This window comes from Burkholderia sp. AU32262 (genome assembly GCF_020419985.1).
Classification (GTDB): domain Bacteria; phylum Pseudomonadota; class Gammaproteobacteria; order Burkholderiales; family Burkholderiaceae; genus Burkholderia; species Burkholderia semiarida.
This window is the reverse complement of record NZ_JAIZRS010000006.1, coordinates 194378-213487: the sequence shown is the minus strand read 5'-3', so window position 1 is coordinate 213487 and position 19110 is coordinate 194378. Positions and strand designations below refer to the sequence as shown.

Genomic DNA, 19110 nt, shown 5'->3' with positions numbered 1-19110 from the left:
GGAATGGCCGATAAGTTAGCAGGAACCGCGGCGGCGGTCTCAGGGTTGGCCTGAGACCCGGTTCGCCGCTTCCGCATTTCCGGGGCGCGATCGATGGCCGATCATGAACGCACATCAACCGGGGAGCCCGTCATGCGGATCGATTCGTCATGGGGCGTGTCGTTCAAGATCGCGCTGCATCTGCTGTTCCTGTGCGTCGGCGTCGCGTGGGCCGGTGCCCAATTCGTCGCATGGTTGCGATGAACGTCGCGCGTTTGTCTATGAAAACGAAGTTGCCATAGTTTTTTGCGACGAAAATTCTTCCGTTTTTCTCCGAAAGGACCATCAAGTTTTTCCGGACCGGACCGTATTACCGGTAACGCATGCCGGCCGGCATCCGCTCCGTGATCGTTTGTCATCATTGTTTGCATCCGGTTACACGTCGGCCGTTCCGTTTTTGAGATGCTTGAAGGATTGTCAAACCGGAGTCGGATCGTCCATGAAAACGCGCGAGATTCACCGCAAGGCGGCGTGGCTGTCGGGCCTGGCCGCCGTGCTCGTCATGGCCGGTTGTGCAAGTACGCAGTCCGTTGCGCCGAGCGACACGCTGGCGGGGCAGCCTTCCGATTCGAGCCGGCCTGCCGCGCCGTCGGCCGGACCGATGCCGGCCGCGCCTATGCCGGCCGCGCCTAAGCCGGCCGCGCCTAAGCCGGCCGCGCCTAAGCCGGCCGCGCCGATTCTCGTCGCGAAAAAGTACGTCGTGAAGCGCGGCGACACGCTGACGGGCATCGCATCCGCGAACGAGTGCAGCGTGGCCGACTTGCGCACCTGGAACAAGCTGGCCGCGAACGGCAGGCTGCGCATGGGGCAGGTCCTGCGCATCGTCAAGCAGCAGCCGCTGCCGCCCGCGGGCGCGGCCGGCACGCAGGCTGTGGCGGGCAATGGCGCGGCGGATAATCAGGCCGCTTCGCCGGCCAATCCGCAAGCCACCGCGTCGACCGCGAGCGACCGCCAGGTCGTCAAGGAAACGAAGCGCCATGCGGGCGGCGTCGCGCTGAAGTGGCCCGCAACCGGCAAGATCGTCGAAGGGTTCCGGCCCGGGCAGAACCGCGGCATCCAGATCGCCGGCCGGCCGGGCGACCCGGTTCGCGCCGCGGCCGACGGCCGCGTGATGTATGCGGGCACCGGCCTGAACGATTACGGCAGCCTGATCATCGTGCAGCACAACGCGGATTTCCTGACCGCGTATGCACACAACCGCAAGCTGCTCGTGAAGACGGGCGACATCGTGCATCAGGGCGATGCGATCGCCGAGATGGGCGACCTCGACAACTCGCGTGTCGCGCTGCTGTTCGAGGTGCGACGCGACGGCAAGCCGGTGAATCCGATGCCGTACCTGCCTTCGTCGCAAGGGTGAAGCGCGGCCGTCGCGCTGGAACGCGGCGGCGGTCGCTGCTACGCTAGGTGTTCATGCGAATCCCGCCATCGCGGGGCCGACGGGCGTCTTTCGGGGATGCGCGGCGAATGCCGTCGCGGGCCGGCCGTCGGCGTGAACGGTCGCGCGTCGCCGATGCGCGGCCGCGTTGCTTCGCGCCACCGTTTCCGACAGAACAGATCTCATCCATGGAACATTCTCCGACACGCCGCTCGCTGTTGCTTGCCGCCGTTGCCGCGCCGTTCGTTGCCGCATGCACGTCGGCGCCGGTCGCCGACCAGGGGCGCGCCCATACTGGACAAGCCGAACTCGCCGCGCTGGAAAAGGCCTCGAACGGGCGGCTCGGCGTCGCCGCGCTCGATACGTCGAACGGCGTGCGCATCGCGCACCACGCGCGCGAGCGCTTCCCGCTGTGCGGCACATATGCGGTCATGGCGGCCGCCGCGATGCTCGCGCGCGGCGCGCTCGACGCATCGCTGCTGCCGCGCCGCATCCTGTACCGTCGCTATGAAATCGTGTCCGGCTCGCCGATTACGGAAAGCCGCGTCGACACCGGCATGACGATCGCGCAGCTGTGCGCGGCGATGCTGCAGTCGGGCGACAAGGGCGCGGGCAACCTGCTGATGGGCGTGCTCGGCGGCCCGCAGGCCGTCACGGCGTTCGCGCGCGAAAGCGGCGACACCACCTTCCGCCTCGATCACTGGGAACCCGAGCTGAACAAGGCCGCGCCCGGCGACGAGCGCGACACGTCGACGCCGGTCGCGATGGTCGACACGCTGCAGCGGCTGCTGCTCGGCGACACGCTGCGCGAACCGCAGCGCGCGCAACTGACGGAATGGATGGTCGGCGGCGCGCGCGGCGCGACCGGCATCGCGGCTGGCGTGCCGCCCGGCTGGCGCGTTGCCGACAAGGCCGGCACCGGCGGCTACGGCACGACGACCGACATCGCGGTGCTGTGGCCGCCGTCGCGCGCGCCGATCGTGATGGCCGTGTCGTTTACGCAGCCGGAGGCGACTGCCGCGGCGCGCGCGGACGTCGTCGCATCGGCGGCGCGCCTCGCGGCGGGCGCGCTCACCGCGACGGCCTGAGCGTCCGGCGTCTCGCGCAAAGCCGGCGTTTGGCTTATCGTGTCGGTCAGCGCGCGCCGGCGTCGGCGCGCGGTCCATCCGCGCCGTTTCCTGTTTCCCGTTCGCCATGCGCCGACTTCCGCCCCTGCACGCGCTGCAGATCTTCTCGACGGTGGCTCGCCACCGCAGCTTCACGCGCGCGGCCGAGCAGCTGTGCATCACGCAGGGCGCGGTGAGCCGGCAAATCCAGACGCTCGAGGCGCATTACGGTTTTCCGCTGTTCAGGCGGCATGCGAAGGGCCTCACGCTGACGGCGGAGGGCGAGCAGTTGTTGCCGGTGGTCGACGAGAGCTTCGCGCGGATCGAGGACATCTCGATGAAGCTCACGCGGCAGCGCACCGATCTCGCGCTGAAGGTGCCGACCTGCGTGATGCGCTGGATGCTGCCGCGCATCATGCGCTTCCAGGGCGAACATCCCGATCTCCACGTGCAGATCACGACCGCGTGGCAGCACGTCGTCGATTTCTCGAGCGAACCGTTCGATGCGGCGATCGTCTACGGGACCTCGCCCGGCCCGGGCGTCGTCGCGTTGCCGCTGTTCGACGAGCGGCTGACACCCGTTTGCGCGCCCGAGTTGCGGCAGACGTCGCCGCTCGAAGCGGTCGGCGATCTCGCGCGCCATACGCTGCTGCATCCGACGCGCGACCACCGCGACTGGCGTGCATGGCTCGACCATGCGGGCGAGCGTGGCGTCGATCCCGCGCGCGGGCCGACGTTCGACACGCTCGATCTCGCGACGAACGCGGCGATGCAGGGCTTCGGCGTCGCGATCGGCGACGTGACGCTCGTCGACGACGACGTCAGCGCGCGCCGGCTCGAACGGCCATTCGACATCGTGCTCGAGACGGGCGCGCGCTATTTCTTCGTCTACCCCGAGAACCTCGGCAGCCAGCAGAAGATTCGCGCGTTCAGCGACTGGATCGCGCGCCATCGCGACTGACGCGCGGCGGTTCCAGCGGTGGCTTCTACTGGTAAGTCACGACGGCGATCATCGGCGCCTGCGCGTTGCCCGGACGATCAGGTAAAACGATTGCGCGCGAGGTCTGCGTAAAGGTCGTGGTCTTGATCGTGCGCAGGCTGGCCGCGTCGACGAACGCGACTTGGCCGCTCGCCGGGCGCGGGCAGTCGGGCCGCACCTGCGCATGCGCGGCGTTGGCCGTGTCGAGCGCGAACGAGCAGGGCGGCTCGACGATCATGCCGGTGAAGTGGATGATGCCGCCCGTGCCGGCGGCAAATGACGAGGACGAGGCCAGAAGCGAGGCAGCCAGGGCAACCGAGGCGGCAAACAGGCGATGCTTCATGACAGGCTCCAGAGAGGAAGCGCGTCGCAGCGAGGCCGCTCGAATGGCAGTCCGTCAACGCTGCGATGCTGTATGCGTAAACGGCAATTTCATCGAACCTCTTGAGTGAGAAACCGGAAATAACGACGACGAACAAACGACGCCGTGTTCCTTCAATCAATTTATCTCAAAATTGTGCGGCCGCAAGTCGGGGTATTGCCGATGACGTAAGCTCGAGTGAGGCACGTCAATGAATGCGGCATTCGCGGGTAAATCGTTGAGGGCTCAACGATTCGCCCAATCCCGGGGATGACGATTCACCAAAGGAAAACGGCCGCTCGTGTGTGACGAGCGGCCGTTTTGCCCTGAAGCGGCGTGCGCGGTGTTCAGCCTGCGCGCTTGCGGATCGCACCCACGACCACGAGCAGCACGATCGCACCGATGATCGACGCGATCCAGCCGGCGCCCTGGCCCGGCGCATACCAGCCGGCCGCGCGGCCGACATAGCCGGCCACCAGCGAGCCGACGACGCCGAGCACGACGGTCATCAGGATGCCCATCTTGTCGTCGCCGGGCTTGAGCGCGCGGGCGAGGAGGCCGACGATGAGCCCGACCACCAGGGTTTCGATGAATTGCAGCATGAACGCCTCCCTATTGCTGTTGAGTTGTTGACGAAAGGAAATGGACTCGCCTGGCGCACCGGGGTTCCCTGCGGCGGCGAATCCGCGCGTGGCGTGCCGAGTATCGCATGCCGCCGCGTCGCGGGGATGTCACGGCGGCGGCGCATCGGTCATTGGTAGTCGAGCAGAACCTGCGCCGCGGCGTGAACCGAACCGCCGCCGACCTTCGCGCCCGTTTGCAGGTAGGACGCGCGCAGCTGGATCGACGATGATCCGCCGGTGGCCCGGTTGTAGCCCGTCACGGTGTGCGATTTCCTCAGCGCCAGCGGTTGGCCCGTCGAGGCGTCGGCGATCTGGATGCCGACGCCACTGGCTGTGGCATCCGGGCGCAACTGCATCCCGCCGGGCGTACCGGCGACCACGTCGTCCAGCGGGGCCAACTGGTAGCCGATCCGGTTATAGCCGGCCGGGCAGTTGTTCAACTGCACCTGAAAATCCGTCGCGCCAGCGGTAGAACCCACGCCGTTGAACACGTGGTGCTGCACGGGCGGCAGCGTGACGGTCTGGTCGGGAATCGAGCAGGTTCCGTCGATGAAGTCGACCTTGGCGGCGAGGTAGACCGGGTTCGACGCGCCGAGCAAGCCGGCCTTGTAATTGATCGTGTAATAGTTGCTGATGAAGCCGGAATTGAGCGACCCGTTCTGCGGTTGCCGGCTGTCGCGAAACAGCACGATTTCGAGCGTGTTGCGCAACGTCGCCTTCGTCGACGAGACGGCGACGTTGCCGTCGATGATCATGCGTGTCGACAGGCCGGACACGTTGGTTTCCAGATCGGGGCCGTTGGACTCCGATGCATTGCCTTTGGGATACATCTTGGTGCTCGTAATTTGGCAGGTGCTCGCGCCGCAAACGTCTTGCGGCGTGAAGTAATGACGCGCGACGACCGCGCCTGGCGCGGCGTTTCCAGGGCTGGAAACGGTTGCCTGCCCGAATGCATAGAGGCCGGCGGCCGCATCGGTCGCGAATGCCGCGGAGGCAAGGAGAAGCGTCGCGGCGACAGCGACCATGCGGGATGCGCGTCGCGCAACGCCGGCACACGCCTTGCGCGTGCGAACCATGCCTGACGGGATCGTGAATCGGGTCACTGCGGACGCTTGACGGAAGTGGGACATAGGGATTCCTTACTGAGTGTCGGCGGTCGTCGAATCGGGCTGGCAAATGCTCTTCACGGTCTGGATGCCCGACGCTTGCCGGCGCTGTTTCGCGACGGGAAGGTCGTATGCGATCCGGCAGACCGAGCGGGAATCGGCGCCCCACCGAACGGTCAGCGAACCGCTGTCGGCGAGCCCGCGCGCGAAGATCTTGCTCGCCTGGCCGACGACGCCGACCTCCTTGCCGGTCTCGTCATGCACCGCAGCGCCGAATGGCAGCGGCTTGCCGTCGGCCTGGCGCGCCTGAACGAGCGCCGCGCGGCCGGTGTCGGTCGCAAACCGGATCAGCGGGACCGCACCGGCGCGCGGCGCGATCTGCCGGCTGGTTTCCTTCAACTCGACATCCATCGGGATGCCCTTCGGGTCGAGCGCGATCGTATTGAGGCTGTATGGCGTGAGGTACGGCACGACCGCGTAGCCGTTGCCGTCGACCTTGACGCCCGCTGCGTTCGTGACGCGCGCGCCGGCCGCACCGGGCGCCTCGACGATCGCGAAGGTCTCGGATACCGGCTGCGAGAACGTGATGCCGCCGCGGTGCGCGACCAGTGCGCCGCGCACGCCGAGCGAGCCCTGCTGGAAGTCCGTGCTCGCGCCCGCACTCGCGCTGAGTTCCGCCAGGCGCGTGCGGTAGGTGACGTTGGCGCTGCCGTCCGTGGTCGAATTCGTTCCGGACGCGTGGTTCGCGCTGACGCTGTACGACAGCGCGTGGTCGTCGCCGAGCGAACCGGACAGCGTCGACTGCAACCGCGTGCGGCCGAGCGTGTCGCGCGATACGTTGCCCGAAACGGTCATCGGACGCTCGCGACCGAACGGGATCGTGACGCTGGCGTAATAGAGCGTGCCCATGTCGCCGCCGGCATTGCGCTGCCGCGTGGCCGTCAGGCTGTACGACACGTTGCGGAACTGGTTCGTATAGCCGACCGAGTAGTTGACGTCCGATCCGGAGCGGTTCCAGTAGTTGACGGTCGATGCCGTGGCATCGATGCGCCCACCGTTCGTGCCCAGGCGCTGCGTGAGCACGAGCGACGCGCGATGGCGCTGGCGCCAGACCGACCAGGCCGAGGTGCCGTCGCGCGCGGCGTCGCGCGCCTGCATCGCATCGTTGAGGCCGAAATAGCCGTCCGTCGAATAGCGATACGCGGCGAGTGCGATATCGGTGCCGGTCGCATCGATCGACTTCGCATAGCTGACGCGCACGCTCGACCCGCTGTAGCGCTTCGCGCCGGGAATCGTGGTCAGCGCATGCGTGACGTCCGCGCCGAACGCGCCGAACGACGTATTGAACGCGCCGCCCAGCATCGCCGACGCATAACCGCCGGCGAGCGTGACGCCGCCGTAGGCCGTCAGCAGATTGGTCAGGCCGCGCTGGTACGTGGCCTGCGCGAACACCGGCTGGCTCGAGCCGCGGGGATTGCGCAGCGTGCCCGCGACGAAGCTGTAGCGGCCGATCCCCGGCCGCAGCGACATCGGCACGGCGGCGTAGGGCACCGAGAACGCGTGCACGGAGCCATCGGCCTCCTCGACCGATACCTGCAGGTCGCCGCCATATCCGGTCGGGTACAGGTCGTCGATTTCGAAATTGCCGGGCGCGACCGTCGTCTCGTAGATCGTTACGTCGTTCTGGCGGATCGTCACTTTCGCGTTGCTGTTCGCGATGCCGCGTACCACGGGCGCATAGCCGCGCAGCGAGTCGGGCAGCATCCGGTCGTCGGTCGACAGGCGCACGCCGCGGAACTGCGTCGAATCGAACAATTCGCCCGACGTGTAGCTTTCGCCGATGAGGAGTTGCGACGACAGCGACGGCAGGTCGCGCTGGAGATAGGTCGCGAGGCCCTGATACCGGCTCTCGCCGCGCGACGACCACGAATAGGAGCCTTCGTGGCGAAAGCGCCAGTTGCCGAGGTTCACGCCGCCGTTCAGGCCGAGATAGCCTTGCGTCTGCGCGGTATGGCCGCTGACTTTCGACGTATAGAGATTGAAGTTGTAGCCGAGCAGGCCGACGGTTTCGCCGGCGGTCCATTGATCGGGGCTCACGTAGCCGCGTGCCTTGCGCACGAGCGACGCCTGCGGGATCGACAACCGCAGTGTCTGTCGCTCGAAGTCGAATGCGGTGCTGGCGCCGGGCACGACTTGTTCGAGTCGCAGGCAGGCGCCGCCATCGGCCAGCTGTGCGACGACGTCCGGTCCGAGCTTGCCGAAGTCGACGCCGACGCGCTCGAGCAGCGCGCGCCCGAAGCACGGCCGGGCATCGCCCGAATCCGGCACCGCCACGAAGCGCACGTCGTGGCGGCCGATCCAGTCGGGCCCGACATGAACGTCGACGGTGTACACGCCAGGGGCCGTCACGTTGCGCTGTTCGAAACGCGACACGTCGAAATGCTTGCCCAGGCGGTTTTGCAGGAACGCGCCGTCGAACTCGACGTGCGCGAGCGTGGCTTCGGCCGCGGCCCGCGTCGTCGCGCGGCCATCGGCGGACCACGCGGCGACGCAGGCCGCCACCAGCAGATGGATCGGCTTGACGCGTGGCATATCGGCCGCGCCGCGGCGCGACGGTCGGGTCGGGGTCATGTGTAGTACTCCACAAGTTTTCGGATCGAGAGGGCGCGTTCGGCAGGCGCGTTGCGCGGCGCTGCGGCGGCCAATGACAAGTCCGGGATGTCCGTGCCGGTCGTCGGGACAGTCGAAACGACGGCGGACGAAAAGACGTGAAGCGGTCTGCACCGCGGTGGGTGCGCGGTGACAGCCTCGGTCGCGTTACGGTGCGACGCTGACCGGACGTTCGAGGTCGGTTGCCCGGCCCCAGTCGTTGATGCTGCCGAATTCGACCGTCGCGCCTGCGGTGGGAGCGGCGGCGAGATCCTTGATCGGGAACAGTTGGGTGCTGCGCGGCAGCACGTAGCCCATGCCGGCGTCGTGCTTGCGCCCGGCCGACTTCAGCAGCACGTTGGCGAAATTGACGACGAACGGCGTCGGATTGCTGGCCTCGAGCGCATAGCCGCCGTCGACGCGAACCACGCGCCAGTCGACCTGCATGGGCGCATCGTCCACGTTGCCGGCCAGCCCGGCTGGGCGATACATGATCTTGATGCGGGAGCGGAACGCTAGCTGGATGCGATTGGAGGCCTCGGTCGCGGCCGCCTTCGGCGGCACTTCGAGCACGTTCAGCCAGAACAGCGATTCCCGGTCGGCGGGAAGCGGTTCGCCGGTATGCACGAGACGCAGCGTCTGCCCGTTGCCGGCTTCCATCCGGAAGATCGCCGGCGTCAGCGTGAACGGCACGTCGATGTTCTCCGGCAATGCGCGGCTGTCGCCATCGTCGAGCCATGCCTGCACCAGCGCCGGACGCTTGTTGTCGTTCGTGAGCTGGATCGTGACTTCGCGCTCGCTGGACGGGAAGATCACGCGCGTGCCGGCGATCACGACACTCGCGTCGGCGTGCGACGCGAATGCGGCGACGGCGAGGGTCAGCGTGCGGAAGAGCTTCAACAATTTCATGGGCGTGTGGACTCGGATCGTTGGGGCGGGAAACGGGCGGAAACCGCGGTTTCCGCGTCGCGCGGCGTGACGGGCGGAGATCGCCGGAGCGGCGATCTCCACGCACGTGTCCTTACTGATAGATCAGCGAGTACTCGACACGCGAAGTGACGTCGCCGGCCTTCACGGCGCCTGCGGCGTAGTACTCGGCGAAGTAGTTCAGCTTCGCCTTGCCGTCGGCACCGATGTCGACGCTCTCGGTGCTCGCGCCGGTTTGCGCGCCGATGGGGATGGGCTTCTGCTGCGAATCCAGTACGTTGATCTGGACGCCTTCGGCGGCCTCGGTGCCCGGGTCGACCGTCAGCCGGCCGGTCGACTGATCGACGTTCGAGCCGTTCTCGAACACGACGCCGACCTTCACCGGGTTGTTGTCGCCGACCGTGCAGCCCGTCAGCGCAAGCGAGAACCCGCTGCGGCCGGCGACAGAGCCGACATTGGCGAGCGCGCTGGTGCTGACCGGCGGCAGCGGGACGGTGAGGTCCTGCCCCCCCTCGACGCTGCAGGTCGACGCGATGATGTTGCCGCGGAAGGTGACGCTGCCGTCCGCCGCGTGGGCCGCGGACGAAAAGGCCGTGCCGGCGGCGACGAGCAGAAACGGGATTGCGCAGCGCTTGATGATTTGCATATTTAAATCTCCAAATAAACGTCGGTTTCAGAAAGCGCGGATTGAATTTAAATCTCCCAATGGCGCGTTTCGGATGAAATTATGAGTTTTATGAAAGGAAATTGTAATTTGACTGGTACTAATCTATAGGGATTTCGCCTCGTACTCGTACTAAATTAATTTTCCGGAGTCGGTAGCAGGCGGAGGGGCGGGAGCGCCGGCGGGAGGAGGGGCGTGCGTGGGAGCATGCCGATGCCGCAAAGCGGTCGACGGGCCGATTTCGGCGGTCGCGCTATTCGAAGCGGACTGGAATTGGAATAACCGGCCGGCGGAGCATGAGAGCGGCCGGCATATCGTATTGCGCTCGGGTCATGTCACGCGCTGCGCGCACGGGCGCGCGCAGCGTCGTACCATCGTCGCGCGCCGCGTGTCAGGCTGCCGGCGCGTCGATTGCCGGATCCAGGCGGCGATAGCCTTCGGTCGCGCGCAGCAGCGTGCGCGTGTAGTCGCGTGCGACCTGCCCGGCCCGCACGTCGTCGATCCGCAGCTGTTCGACGATCTCGCCGTGCTGCATCACCGCGACGCACTGACACAGGAAGCCGATCACCGCGAGGTTGTGGCTGACGAGGATCATCGTCAGGTTGCGTTCGCGATGCAGGCGGCGCAGCAGGTTGAGGATCTCGGCCTGCACCGATACGTCGAGCGCGGACGTCGGTTCGTCGAGCAGCAGCACGCGCGGCTCGACGATCAGCGCGCGCGCGATCGCGACACGCTGGCGCTGGCCGCCCGACAACTGGTGCGGATAGCGGAAGCGGAACGTCGGGCCGAGGCCGACCTCGGCGAGCGCGCGGGCGATCCGTGCATCGGCGTCGTCGATCCCATGGATCGACAGCGGCTCGCGCAGCGTCTGGTCGACCGTGAAACGCGGATGCAGCGACGCATACGGATCCTGGAACACCATTTGCACGTGGCGGCGGAACGCGCGATCGGGCGTGCCGCCCACCGGGCGGCCGTCGATCGACAGGCTGCCGGACGCGAGCGGCACGAGGCCCGTCAGCGCACGCAGCAGTGTCGACTTGCCGGAACCCGATTCGCCGACCAGGCCGAACACCTCGCCGTCGCGCACCGCGAAGCTTGCGTCGCGGACGGCGTCGACGTGACCCGTGCGGGTCGGGAAACGAATCGATGCGTGATCGACGTCGATCATCGTGTGGGCTCCTGTCGATTGGCGGGCGCGATGGCCGGCGGTGCGGCGTCGAGCCACGCCGGATCGCGCCGCAGCACGGGCAATTCATCGGGCGGGTTCGCGAGCGGCGGGTTCGCCGCGAGCAGCCCGCGCGTATAGGGATGAGATGCGTCGCGCAGGTCGCGCGCGGCGCAGGTTTCGACCACGCGGCCCGCATACATCACCGCAACGCGATCGCAGAACGACATCACGAGCGGCAGGTCGTGGCTGATGAACATCAGGCCCGTGCCGTGCCGCGCGATCATCGCGTCGAGCACCGCGAGCACTTGCATCGACACCGCGACGTCGAGCGCGGAGGTCGGCTCGTCGGCGATCAAGAGGCGCGGGCCGGTCGACACCATCATCGCGATCATCACGCGCTGGCCCATGCCGCCCGACAACTCGTGCGGATACGCATCGGCGACGCGCGCCGGGTCGCGGATCTGCACGGCCGCGAGCGCGTCGACGATCCGCTCGCGCAGCGCACGGCCGCGCAAGCCCGGCTCGTGCCGCCGGAACGCTTCGCCCATCTGCTTCGCGACCGTCATCACCGGGTTCAGCGAATACTTCGGGTCCTGCAGGATCATCCCCATCTGGCTGCCGCACAGGCGCCGGCGTTCGCGCGGCGACATCGCGAGCAGGTCGTGGCCCGCGAAGCGCATCGTGCGGGCCGAGCAGCGCGCGGCGTCGGGCAGCAGGCCGAGCAGCGCGCGGCCCGTCAGCGATTTGCCGGAACCCGATTCGCCGACGATGCCGAGCCGTTCGCCCGGCGCGAGCGTCAGCGACAGGTCGCGCACCGCGTCGGTGACGACGCCGTCGTGCCCGCGAAAGCCGATCTTCAGGCCGTCGATCTCGCAGAGCGGCGCGGGTGCGGTGGTGGAGTTCATCGGCATGTCACGCTCCATGGCGGGGATCGAAGACGTCGCGCAGCCCGTCACCGAGCAGGTTGAACGCGAGGCTCACGAGCAGGATCGCGATGCCGGGCAGCGTCGCGACCCACCACGCGTCGAGCAGCACGTTGCGGCCCGACGCGACCATGAAACCCCACTCGGGGCTCGGCGGCTGCGCGCCGAGGCCGAGAAAGCCGAGGCCCGCGACGGTCAGGATGATGCCGGCCATGTCGAGCGTCGCGCGCACGATCACCGACGACATGCACAGCGGCATGATGTAGCGCAGCAGGATGCGCGGGCCCGACGCGCCTTGCAGCCGCGCGGCATGGATGTAGTCGGCTTGCGCGATGCGGATCGTTTCGGCGCGCGCGAGCCGCGCATACGCGGGCCACGCGGTGATCGAGATCGCGACCACGGCGTTGATCACGCCGGGGCCGAGCGCGGCCGCGAACGCGAGCGCGAGCACGATCTTCGGGAACGCGAGCGCGATGTCGGTGATGCGCATCAGCACGCTGTCGACGAAGCCGCCGCAATAGCCGGCCGTCGTGCCGATCAGGAGGCCGATCGGCACGACGATCGCGACGACGAGCAGCGCGATGCCGAGCGTCAGGCGCGACCCGGCGATCAGCCGCGAGAGGATGTCGCGGCCGAGCTGGTCGGTGCCGAACCAGTGCGACGGCGAGCCGGGCGCCAGCAGCCGGTCGGACAGCACCTGGCGCAGCGGATCGTGCGGCATGATCAGCGGGCCGACGATCGCGACGACGATCAGCGCAAGCAGGATCGCGAGCCCGAACAGGTTGAGCGGATTCGTGGCGAACCGGCGCCAGCGTCGGTACGCGAGGCCGAACGCGGCCTGCGAACGCGACGCGGGCGCATCGGAAAGCAGCCACGCGCGCAGGGTGAGACGCTCGGCATTCATGGTCGGGTGGCCTTCGGCATGGGTGGAGCAACAAGCAGGATGGAAACGGTCATGTCGAAGCGGCCCTCAGCGCGCACGCGGATCGAACACGCGGTACAGCGCGTCGGTCAGCAGGTTGACGGTGATGAACATCGCGCCGATCACGAGCGTCGCGCCGAGCACCGCGTTCATGTCGGCGTTCAGCAGCGCGCCGGTCAGGTACGAGCCGAGCCCCGGCCACGCGAACACGATCTCGGTCAGCACCGAGCCTTCGAGCAGGTTGCTGTACGTGAGCGCGATCACGGTGAGCAACGGCACCATGATGTTGCCGAACGCATGCCGCCAGATCACGCGGCGCTCGGACAGGCCCTTCGCGCGCGCGGTGACGATGTATTCCTGGCTCAGCTGGTCGAGCATGAACGAGCGCGTCATGCGGCTCAGATACGCGACCGAGTAGTAGCCGAGGATCGCGGCCGGCAGCGCGATGTGCGATACCGCGTTGCGGAACACGTCCCACTCGCCCGCGAGCGCCGCATCCAGCAGCAGGCTGCCGGTGCGCGGATCGACCATGCCGTCGTACACCGGGTCGAGCCGGCCGGGGCCGCCGACCCAGTGCAGCCGCGCATAGAACAGCAGCAGCCCCATCAACCCGAGCCAGAACACCGGCACGGAATTGCCGATCAGCCCGACGAAGCGCGCGACGTGGTCGATCGCGCGGTTGTGCTTCACCGCGGCCGCGACGCCGAGCGGCACGCCGATCGCGATGCCGATCAGCGTCGCGATCGTCGCGAGTTCGAGCGTGGCCGGAAACACGCGCTTGATGTCGTCGAGCACCGGGTTCGCGGTCAGCAGCGACATGCCGAGATTGCCGTGCAGCACGTCGCGCGCGTAGATCAGGAACTGCGTGACGAGCGGCTTGTCGAGGCCGAGTGCGATGCGTTCGGCCGCGTACGCGTCGGCGGACGCGCGATCGCCGAGGATCGCGAGCACGGGATCGATCGGCACCTTGCGGCCGATCACGAACGTCAGCGCGAGCAGCCCCGCGAACGTGACGGCGAGCGTGAGCGCCCAGCGCAGCACGCGCAGCGCCCAGCGTACGGCCGGGCGCCGCGCGGGCAGCGTGCGCAGTGCTTCGAGGGAGGAGGCGGGAGTCGACATGCGGCGAATCTTATTGCTTCTTCAGGTTACGGTACGACACGAGATCGTTGATCGGCCCGACTTCGAGCCCGCTCACGCCGGGCCGCGTCGCGACCTGCGCGACCTTCTCGAACATGATCACGAACGGCGAGCGCGCGAGCATCTCCTTCTGCATCGCCTGGTACCGCTGCGCGCGTTGCGCGGCGGTCGGCTCGGCGAGCGCGGCGTCGGTTTCCTTCGTCAGTTGCGGAATGTCCCAGGTGTTGCGCCAGGCCAGCATCTTATAGCTCGACTTGTCGCCGTTGTCCGGATTCCATGCGAAACCCTGCGCGTTGCTGTGCGGGTCGATGTAGTCGGCCGACCATTCGCCGATGTAGATGTCGTGCTGGCGTGCGCGGTATTTCGCGAGCGTCTGCTTGTTGTCGCCGGGGATCAGCTGCACCTTGACGCCCGCCTGTGCGAAGTTCGCCTGCACGGCCTGCGCGATTTCCGTGTACGGATAGTCGTTGCGCACGTCCATCGTCACCGAGAAGCCGTTCGGCACGCCGGCCTTCGCGAGCAGCGCCTTCGCCTTCGCGACGTCGAGCTTGTACGGGTTCGAATTCAGCGTGCCGAGGAAGCCTTCGGGCAGGAAGGTCTGGTGCACCTTGTAGGTCGTCTTCACGACGTTGGCCTGGATGCCCGCGTAGTCGACCAGCCACTTCAGCGCTTCCTGCACGTCGGGCTTCGCGAGCGTCGCGTTCTTCGTGTTCAGGCCGAGATACAGCAGCGTCGCCTGCGGCGAGGCCGATACCTTCGCCTTGCCCGATTTCACGACCGACGCGAGATCGTCCGGGCTCAGGTCACGCGCCGCGTCGACGTCGCCGTTTTCCAGCAGCAGGCGCTGGCTCGCGGCTTCAGGCACGTGGCGCAGCACGATGCGCTTCATCGCGAGCGGCAGCCGGTAGCCGTCGAAGCGTTGCAGCACGATGCTGTCGCTGGGCGACCATTTGACGAGCTTGTAGCCGCCGGAGCCGGCCTCGTTGGTCTTCAGCCACGCGTTGCCGAAGTCGTTGCCCTGCTGGTGCGACAGCAACAATTTCTTGTCGACAACCGAAGCGGGCCACGAGCCGAGCACGTTCAGTACGAAGGTCGGCGCGTATTTGTGGTCGGTCGTGATCGACACCGTCTGGTCGTCAATCTTCTTCACGTTCGCCGCGACGTTCGCCTTCGTGAGCCCGATGCCGGTCAGCACCGCGGCCGGGCCCTTGTCGAGCAGCACCGCGCGCTGGATCGACCACGCGACGTCGTCGGCCGTCAGCGGGTTGCCCGAGTGGAACTTGAGGCCCGAGCGCAGCTTGAACGTATAGGTCAGCCCGTCGGGGCTCACGGTCCACGACTGCGCGACGTCGCCGTTGAATTTCGACGGATCGCGCAGGTCGACGCGCACGAGCCGGTCGTACGTGTTCGCGACGTATTCCTCCGGCACCAGCTCGTAGATTTCGCCGGGATCGAGCGTCGTGAATTCGTCGAGCAGCGTGGCCATCACGAACATGTCCTTCGGCGTTTCCGCGCGGGCGGCGGAAAGCGGAACGGCGGCGAGCAGGGACGCGGCGGCCAGCGCCGCGACGAGCCGGGAGGTCGGGAATTTCATGGGGCGCTTCTCCATCTGTCGTTTGAGTCGTTGAACGTGCAGGAAAAAGGGGGCGTGCGGCGTCGTCACATCAGGCGCCATGGGCCGCTCGCCGCATTGTCGATCGGCGGCAACGCGTGCGAACCCGGCAGCTCGTAGTGCCACCACTCGCTGTCGATGTGCGCGAAGCCGGCCGCGTGCATCACGCCGAGCAGCAGCAGCCGGTTGCGTTGCACGGGCTCGGGCAACCCCGCGTGAAAGTGACCCGACGCGGCCACCATCTCGTCGAAGCCGGTGCCCATGTCGAGCGGCTCGCCGTTCGCGCCGACGAGCGTCAGGTCGAGCGCGGTGCCGCGGCTGTGGTTCGACCCGCGCCCGAGATCGGCGACGAAGTTCGGGTCGGGCAGGAAATCCCACAGCACCTGCTGCGCCTGCGGCGGCCGGTAGGCGTCGTAGATGCGCAGCGTGAAGCCGGCCTGCGCGGCGACGTCGACCGCGCGGCGCAGCGCGGCTTCGGCCGGCTCGAGCAGCAGACAGTGCGCGTGGCGGTAGATCGGCTTGCCGGTCAGGTTGCGCTCGGTCGCGTAGACGAGATCGATGTCGACGCGATGCGTGGCGGGCGTGATTTCGACGAGGCGGTGAGGGTTCATCGGCGGTCCGGTTCGCTCAGGATTCGAATTGGTCGAATGTGCGCTGCAGTTCGCGGTTGCGCGCGACGCGCCGGTCGATCGCGGGACCGAGGCGGTCGACCACGGCGGTGATCAGCAGGTTGAACAGGCAGGTGAGCGGCGCGAGCGAATCCCAGAACTGGCCGACGTCGGTTTTCACCTGCAGCAGATCGGCCGGCCATTCGCGCGCCCACGGGCAATACAGATCGGTGACGAGCGCGAACGGCTGCCCGCGCTCGGCGGCCGCCTGACAATAGCGGCGCGCGCTGCGCGAATAGGCGCGCGTGTCGGTGACGATGCAGTACGGCCGCTCGAATTCGGAGTTCAGCGAATCGACGTACGAGCCCGACTGGCCGTCGGAATAGAACACGCGCGGACGCAGGTATTCGAGGTAGCTGCTGAATGCGTTGCTGATGCCGCGCGTCGACTGGATGCCGAGGATGAATACGGCGTCTGCATCGGCGATCCGGTCGACCACCTGCGCGAACACCGGGCCTTCGGCCAGGCGGTACACGTGGCGGATCGCGTCGAGCTCGCGCTCGAGCGACGACGCGAGCGTGCCGTCGCGGCCGTCGTCGCTGTCGTTGCGTTCGGCCGGCTGCGTGCCGGTGACGCGACGGTATTCGTCGAGCCGGTCGGTGATCATCCATGGGCGATCGCCGCCGCCGCGCAGTTCGCGTTTCAGGTCGTCGAGATTCCGATAACCGACACTGCGCAGGAAACGCCCGACCGAAATGCCGCTGGTACCAGTCTGCTGCGCGATCTGATCGGCCGTCTCGAGCCCGAGCCGATCGAGGTTCGCGAGCATGTAGCTCGCGATGCGCTTGGCGGTCGGCGTCAGCTCGGCGAAGCGGGATTCGACGGTGTGGGCGAAGGCGCAGGTCATCGGTTGTTAGATCGTTGTCATTTGATGATTCGATGTCATCTATCTGACAAAACCAAAATCATTGGCGCCAGCGAATAAAAACTATGGCTGGCTCACGATGATAGGGGCAGGCAACGACATCGACCGGAGAAACAGGGCTGGATCGCTGTTATTGCTGATAGGCCTATCGTGCATTTATTCCTGGCAGAAATAATTTGCGGTTATGCCTGACAGAGATATACTGCATTGATTGCATACCGAGCCCACCCCGTGAATCTCATCGTCAATACCCCCGTGCAACTGGGTGAAATCCTGTCGTCCGCGCGTCAGGCCAAGGGGCTGACGCAAGCCGAAGCGGCGGCGCGCATCGGCGTCGGCCAATCGCGCCTGTCGTCGCTCGAAACGACCCGCACCGAAAGCCTGTCGCTCAAGCAGTTGCTCGAATTGACCGCGCTGTATGGTCTCGAGCTCAGCATCCGCACGAAGGACGGGCGCGACGCTGCCAATGTCGAGTGGTAATCGATGGGACGCAAATCGCACGGCCGCGCGCTATCGATCTGGGCCAACGGCTTGCGGGTGGGAATCTGGCGGATTCCCGCACGCGGCGACATGGAACTGCTGTACGACGCCGGCTGGAAACAGTCGGACGTCGGCCGCCCGCTGTCGTTGTCGCTGCCGTTCGGCGTCGGCGATGCGCCGTTGCGCGGCGCGCGCGTCAATCACTACTTCGACAATCTGCTGCCCGACAGTGACGCGATCCGGCGCCGGCTTGCATCCCGGTTCGGCACGGCGACGATCGAGCCGTTCGATCTGCTCGCCGCGCTCGGCCGGGACTGCGTCGGCGCGGTGCAGTTGCTCGGCGAGGATGAAACCCCGGCCGGCCATGACCGGATCGACGGCACGTCGTTGTCCGACGACGACGTGGCGCGCGTGCTCGATCAGGCGAGCGGGGCGGCGGGCGGCGCGCAGGACGACGACGATTTTCGCCTGTCGCTGGCTGGCGCGCAGGAAAAGACCGCGCTGCTGTTTCACGACGGGCGATGGATGCGTCCGCATGGCGCGACCCCGACGACGCATATTCTCAAGTTGCCGCTCGGGCTGGTCGGCAACAAGCGTGCGGATCTGACGACATCCGTCGAAAACGAATGGCTGTGCCTCGCGATCCTGCGTGCGTTCGGCCTGCCGACGGCGGAGGCCGACATCGTGCGTTTCGGCGAACACAAGGTGCTGTCGGTCGCGCGCTTCGATCGCGCGCTGCATCGTGACGGCGGCTGGCTGTTGCGCTTGCCGCAAGAAGATTTCTGTCAGGCGCTCGGCGTGCCGCCGCATCTGAAATACGAATCGCAGGGTGGCCCCGGGGTGCCCGATCTGGCCGGCATCCTGCGCCGGTCGGAAACGGCGCAGGCCGACCTCGACACGTTGTTCACCGCGTTGGTGGTGTTCTGGATGCTTGCCGCACCGGACGGGCATGCGAAGAACTTCAGTCTGCGCCTGCTGCCGGGCGGCCGCTTCCGTCTGACACCGCTCTACGACGTGATGTCGATCTGGCCGGTCGAGGGAGATGGCGCGAACCAGTGGTCGTGGCACAAGGCGAAGCTCGCGATGGCGATGCACGGCAAGCGCAAGCACTACGCGATGCGCGATATCACGCGCCGGCACTTCACTGCGATGGCGGAGCATTGCCTGCTTGGCGATATCGCGACACCGATCGTCGAACGGCTCGTTGCGATGACGCCGCAGGTGATCGAATCGGTCGGCGCGACGTTGCCGGCCGGATTTCCGGCGAGGATCGCCGAACGCATTCTCGGCGGATTGCGCTTCGCCGCGCAACGACTCGCCGACATGCCGCGGGAGTGACCGGTCCCGGTTCCGCTCCGGGCCGGTGAAAGCCGGCGCATCCGCATTTTCCGTTCCGGTTTGCGCGCCAGGAAACCCGAATCGATGGCATCGGGCGGCAATCGCGCGGCGCGCATATCGAGCGCTGTTTGCCTCCATTTATCCTCTGCTGCATCGCAATAATTACAA

General features: G+C 67.1%; 18 protein-coding genes. 5 read left to right on the top strand and 13 right to left on the bottom strand.

Annotation, left to right across the window (positions count from 1 at the left end):
- Positions 1-478 precede the first annotated feature (478 nt).
- From LGN10_RS09535 to LGN10_RS09525, 3 genes are all read left to right on the top strand, one after another.
- On the top strand, positions 479-1396 hold the full coding sequence (locus tag LGN10_RS09535) for a peptidoglycan DD-metalloendopeptidase family protein (RefSeq protein ID WP_226223048.1): 918 nt from the start codon (positions 479-481) through the stop codon (positions 1394-1396).
- A gap of 206 nt (positions 1397-1602) precedes the next feature.
- The gene (gene bla, locus LGN10_RS09530; RefSeq protein ID WP_226223046.1) at positions 1603-2502 is read left to right on the top strand and encodes a class A beta-lactamase; all 900 of its coding nucleotides are present in this window, start codon (positions 1603-1605) and stop codon (positions 2500-2502) included.
- A gap of 106 nt (positions 2503-2608) precedes the next feature.
- Positions 2609-3481 carry a LysR substrate-binding domain-containing protein gene (locus LGN10_RS09525; RefSeq protein WP_124657853.1) on the top strand — a complete coding sequence of 291 codons (873 nt, stop codon included), beginning with the start codon at positions 2609-2611 and terminating at the stop codon, positions 3479-3481.
- 25 nt (positions 3482-3506) lie between these two features.
- Here LGN10_RS09525 and LGN10_RS09520 read toward each other — a convergent pair whose 3' ends face one another.
- The 13 genes from LGN10_RS09520 to sapR all read right to left on the bottom strand — a co-directional run bounded on the left by LGN10_RS09520 (position 3507) and on the right by sapR (position 17106).
- Positions 3507-3842, bottom strand: a complete 336-nt coding sequence (locus LGN10_RS09520; protein ID WP_124657852.1) for a type 1 fimbrial protein — start codon at positions 3840-3842, stop codon at positions 3507-3509.
- 365 nt (positions 3843-4207) lie between these two features.
- The gene (locus LGN10_RS09515) at positions 4208-4462 is read right to left on the bottom strand and encodes a GlsB/YeaQ/YmgE family stress response membrane protein (RefSeq protein WP_006478831.1); all 255 of its coding nucleotides are present in this window, start codon (positions 4460-4462) and stop codon (positions 4208-4210) included.
- A 149-nt stretch (positions 4463-4611) separates the two neighbouring features.
- The gene (locus LGN10_RS09510; RefSeq protein ID WP_226223044.1) at positions 4612-5613 is read right to left on the bottom strand and encodes a fimbrial protein; all 1002 of its coding nucleotides are present in this window, start codon (positions 5611-5613) and stop codon (positions 4612-4614) included.
- 9 nt (positions 5614-5622) lie between these two features.
- Positions 5623-8220, bottom strand: a complete 2598-nt coding sequence (locus LGN10_RS09505) for a fimbria/pilus outer membrane usher protein (protein ID WP_226223042.1) — start codon at positions 8218-8220, stop codon at positions 5623-5625.
- 186 nt (positions 8221-8406) lie between these two features.
- Positions 8407-9147, bottom strand: coding sequence for a molecular chaperone (locus LGN10_RS09500; protein ID WP_226223040.1), 741 nt, complete (start codon positions 9145-9147; stop codon positions 8407-8409).
- 112 nt (positions 9148-9259) lie between these two features.
- The gene (locus LGN10_RS09495; protein ID WP_226223038.1) at positions 9260-9811 is read right to left on the bottom strand and encodes a fimbrial protein; all 552 of its coding nucleotides are present in this window, start codon (positions 9809-9811) and stop codon (positions 9260-9262) included.
- 409 nt (positions 9812-10220) lie between these two features.
- Positions 10221-10997 carry an ABC transporter ATP-binding protein gene (locus LGN10_RS09490; protein ID WP_226223036.1) on the bottom strand — a complete coding sequence of 259 codons (777 nt, stop codon included), beginning with the start codon at positions 10995-10997 and terminating at the stop codon, positions 10221-10223.
- Complete coding sequence (locus LGN10_RS09485) at positions 10994-11908, bottom strand: ABC transporter ATP-binding protein (RefSeq protein ID WP_226223034.1); 915 nt, start codon at positions 11906-11908, stop codon at positions 10994-10996. Before LGN10_RS09485 ends, LGN10_RS09490 begins: the two co-directional genes overlap by 4 nt.
- A gap of 1 nt (position 11909) precedes the next feature.
- Positions 11910-12824, bottom strand: a complete 915-nt coding sequence (nikC, locus tag LGN10_RS09480; RefSeq protein ID WP_059584973.1) for a nickel transporter permease — start codon at positions 12822-12824, stop codon at positions 11910-11912.
- 66 nt (positions 12825-12890) lie between these two features.
- Entirely contained in the window at positions 12891-13961 is a 1071-nt protein-coding gene (locus LGN10_RS09475) for an ABC transporter permease (RefSeq protein ID WP_226223031.1), read from the bottom strand.
- 10 nt (positions 13962-13971) lie between these two features.
- The gene (locus LGN10_RS09470; RefSeq protein ID WP_226223029.1) at positions 13972-15573 is read right to left on the bottom strand and encodes an ABC transporter substrate-binding protein; all 1602 of its coding nucleotides are present in this window, start codon (positions 15571-15573) and stop codon (positions 13972-13974) included.
- Positions 15574-15638: 65 nt separating this feature from the next.
- Complete coding sequence (gene ddpX / locus LGN10_RS09465; protein ID WP_226223028.1) at positions 15639-16202, bottom strand: D-alanyl-D-alanine dipeptidase; 564 nt, start codon at positions 16200-16202, stop codon at positions 15639-15641.
- Between the two features lie 16 nt (positions 16203-16218).
- Entirely contained in the window at positions 16219-17106 is an 888-nt protein-coding gene (sapR, locus tag LGN10_RS09460) for a sap1 transcriptional regulator SapR (RefSeq protein WP_226223026.1), read from the bottom strand.
- A 249-nt stretch (positions 17107-17355) separates the two neighbouring features.
- Here sapR and LGN10_RS09455 point away from each other — a divergent pair, with 249 nt between their 5' ends.
- Both LGN10_RS09455 and LGN10_RS09450 read left to right on the top strand, forming a co-directional pair.
- Positions 17356-17604: a helix-turn-helix domain-containing protein gene (locus LGN10_RS09455; RefSeq protein WP_226223024.1), complete on the top strand. Its 249-nt coding sequence runs from the start codon at positions 17356-17358 to the stop codon at positions 17602-17604.
- Between the two features lie 3 nt (positions 17605-17607).
- Positions 17608-18942: a type II toxin-antitoxin system HipA family toxin gene (locus LGN10_RS09450; RefSeq protein WP_226223022.1), complete on the top strand. Its 1335-nt coding sequence runs from the start codon at positions 17608-17610 to the stop codon at positions 18940-18942.
- The last annotated feature ends 168 nt before the right edge of the window (positions 18943-19110 follow it).

Coding starts and splice junctions, on each gene's coding strand:
- LGN10_RS09535 (WP_226223048.1), top strand. CDS start 479: ATGAAAACGCGCGAGATTCACCGCAAGGCGGCGTGGCTGTCGGGCCTG.
- sapR (WP_226223026.1), bottom strand. CDS start 17,106: ATGACCTGCGCCTTCGCCCACACCGTCGAATCCCGCTTCGCCGAGCTG.
- LGN10_RS09490 (WP_226223036.1), bottom strand. CDS start 10,997: ATGATCGACGTCGATCACGCATCGATTCGTTTCCCGACCCGCACGGGT.
- LGN10_RS09515 (WP_006478831.1), bottom strand. CDS start 4,462: ATGCTGCAATTCATCGAAACCCTGGTGGTCGGGCTCATCGTCGGCCTC.
- nikC (WP_059584973.1), bottom strand. CDS start 12,824: ATGAATGCCGAGCGTCTCACCCTGCGCGCGTGGCTGCTTTCCGATGCG.
- LGN10_RS09510 (WP_226223044.1), bottom strand. CDS start 5,613: ATGTCCCACTTCCGTCAAGCGTCCGCAGTGACCCGATTCACGATCCCG.
- LGN10_RS09500 (WP_226223040.1), bottom strand. CDS start 9,147: ATGAAATTGTTGAAGCTCTTCCGCACGCTGACCCTCGCCGTCGCCGCA.
- LGN10_RS09475 (WP_226223031.1), bottom strand. CDS start 13,961: ATGTCGACTCCCGCCTCCTCCCTCGAAGCACTGCGCACGCTGCCCGCG.
- LGN10_RS09505 (WP_226223042.1), bottom strand. CDS start 8,220: ATGACCCCGACCCGACCGTCGCGCCGCGGCGCGGCCGATATGCCACGC.
- LGN10_RS09495 (WP_226223038.1), bottom strand. CDS start 9,811: ATGCAAATCATCAAGCGCTGCGCAATCCCGTTTCTGCTCGTCGCCGCC.
- LGN10_RS09520 (WP_124657852.1), bottom strand. CDS start 3,842: ATGAAGCATCGCCTGTTTGCCGCCTCGGTTGCCCTGGCTGCCTCGCTT.
- ddpX (WP_226223028.1), bottom strand. CDS start 16,202: ATGAACCCTCACCGCCTCGTCGAAATCACGCCCGCCACGCATCGCGTC.
- bla (WP_226223046.1), top strand. CDS start 1,603: ATGGAACATTCTCCGACACGCCGCTCGCTGTTGCTTGCCGCCGTTGCC.
- LGN10_RS09450 (WP_226223022.1), top strand. CDS start 17,608: ATGGGACGCAAATCGCACGGCCGCGCGCTATCGATCTGGGCCAACGGC.
- LGN10_RS09485 (WP_226223034.1), bottom strand. CDS start 11,908: ATGCCGATGAACTCCACCACCGCACCCGCGCCGCTCTGCGAGATCGAC.
- LGN10_RS09525 (WP_124657853.1), top strand. CDS start 2,609: ATGCGCCGACTTCCGCCCCTGCACGCGCTGCAGATCTTCTCGACGGTG.
- LGN10_RS09470 (WP_226223029.1), bottom strand. CDS start 15,573: ATGAAATTCCCGACCTCCCGGCTCGTCGCGGCGCTGGCCGCCGCGTCC.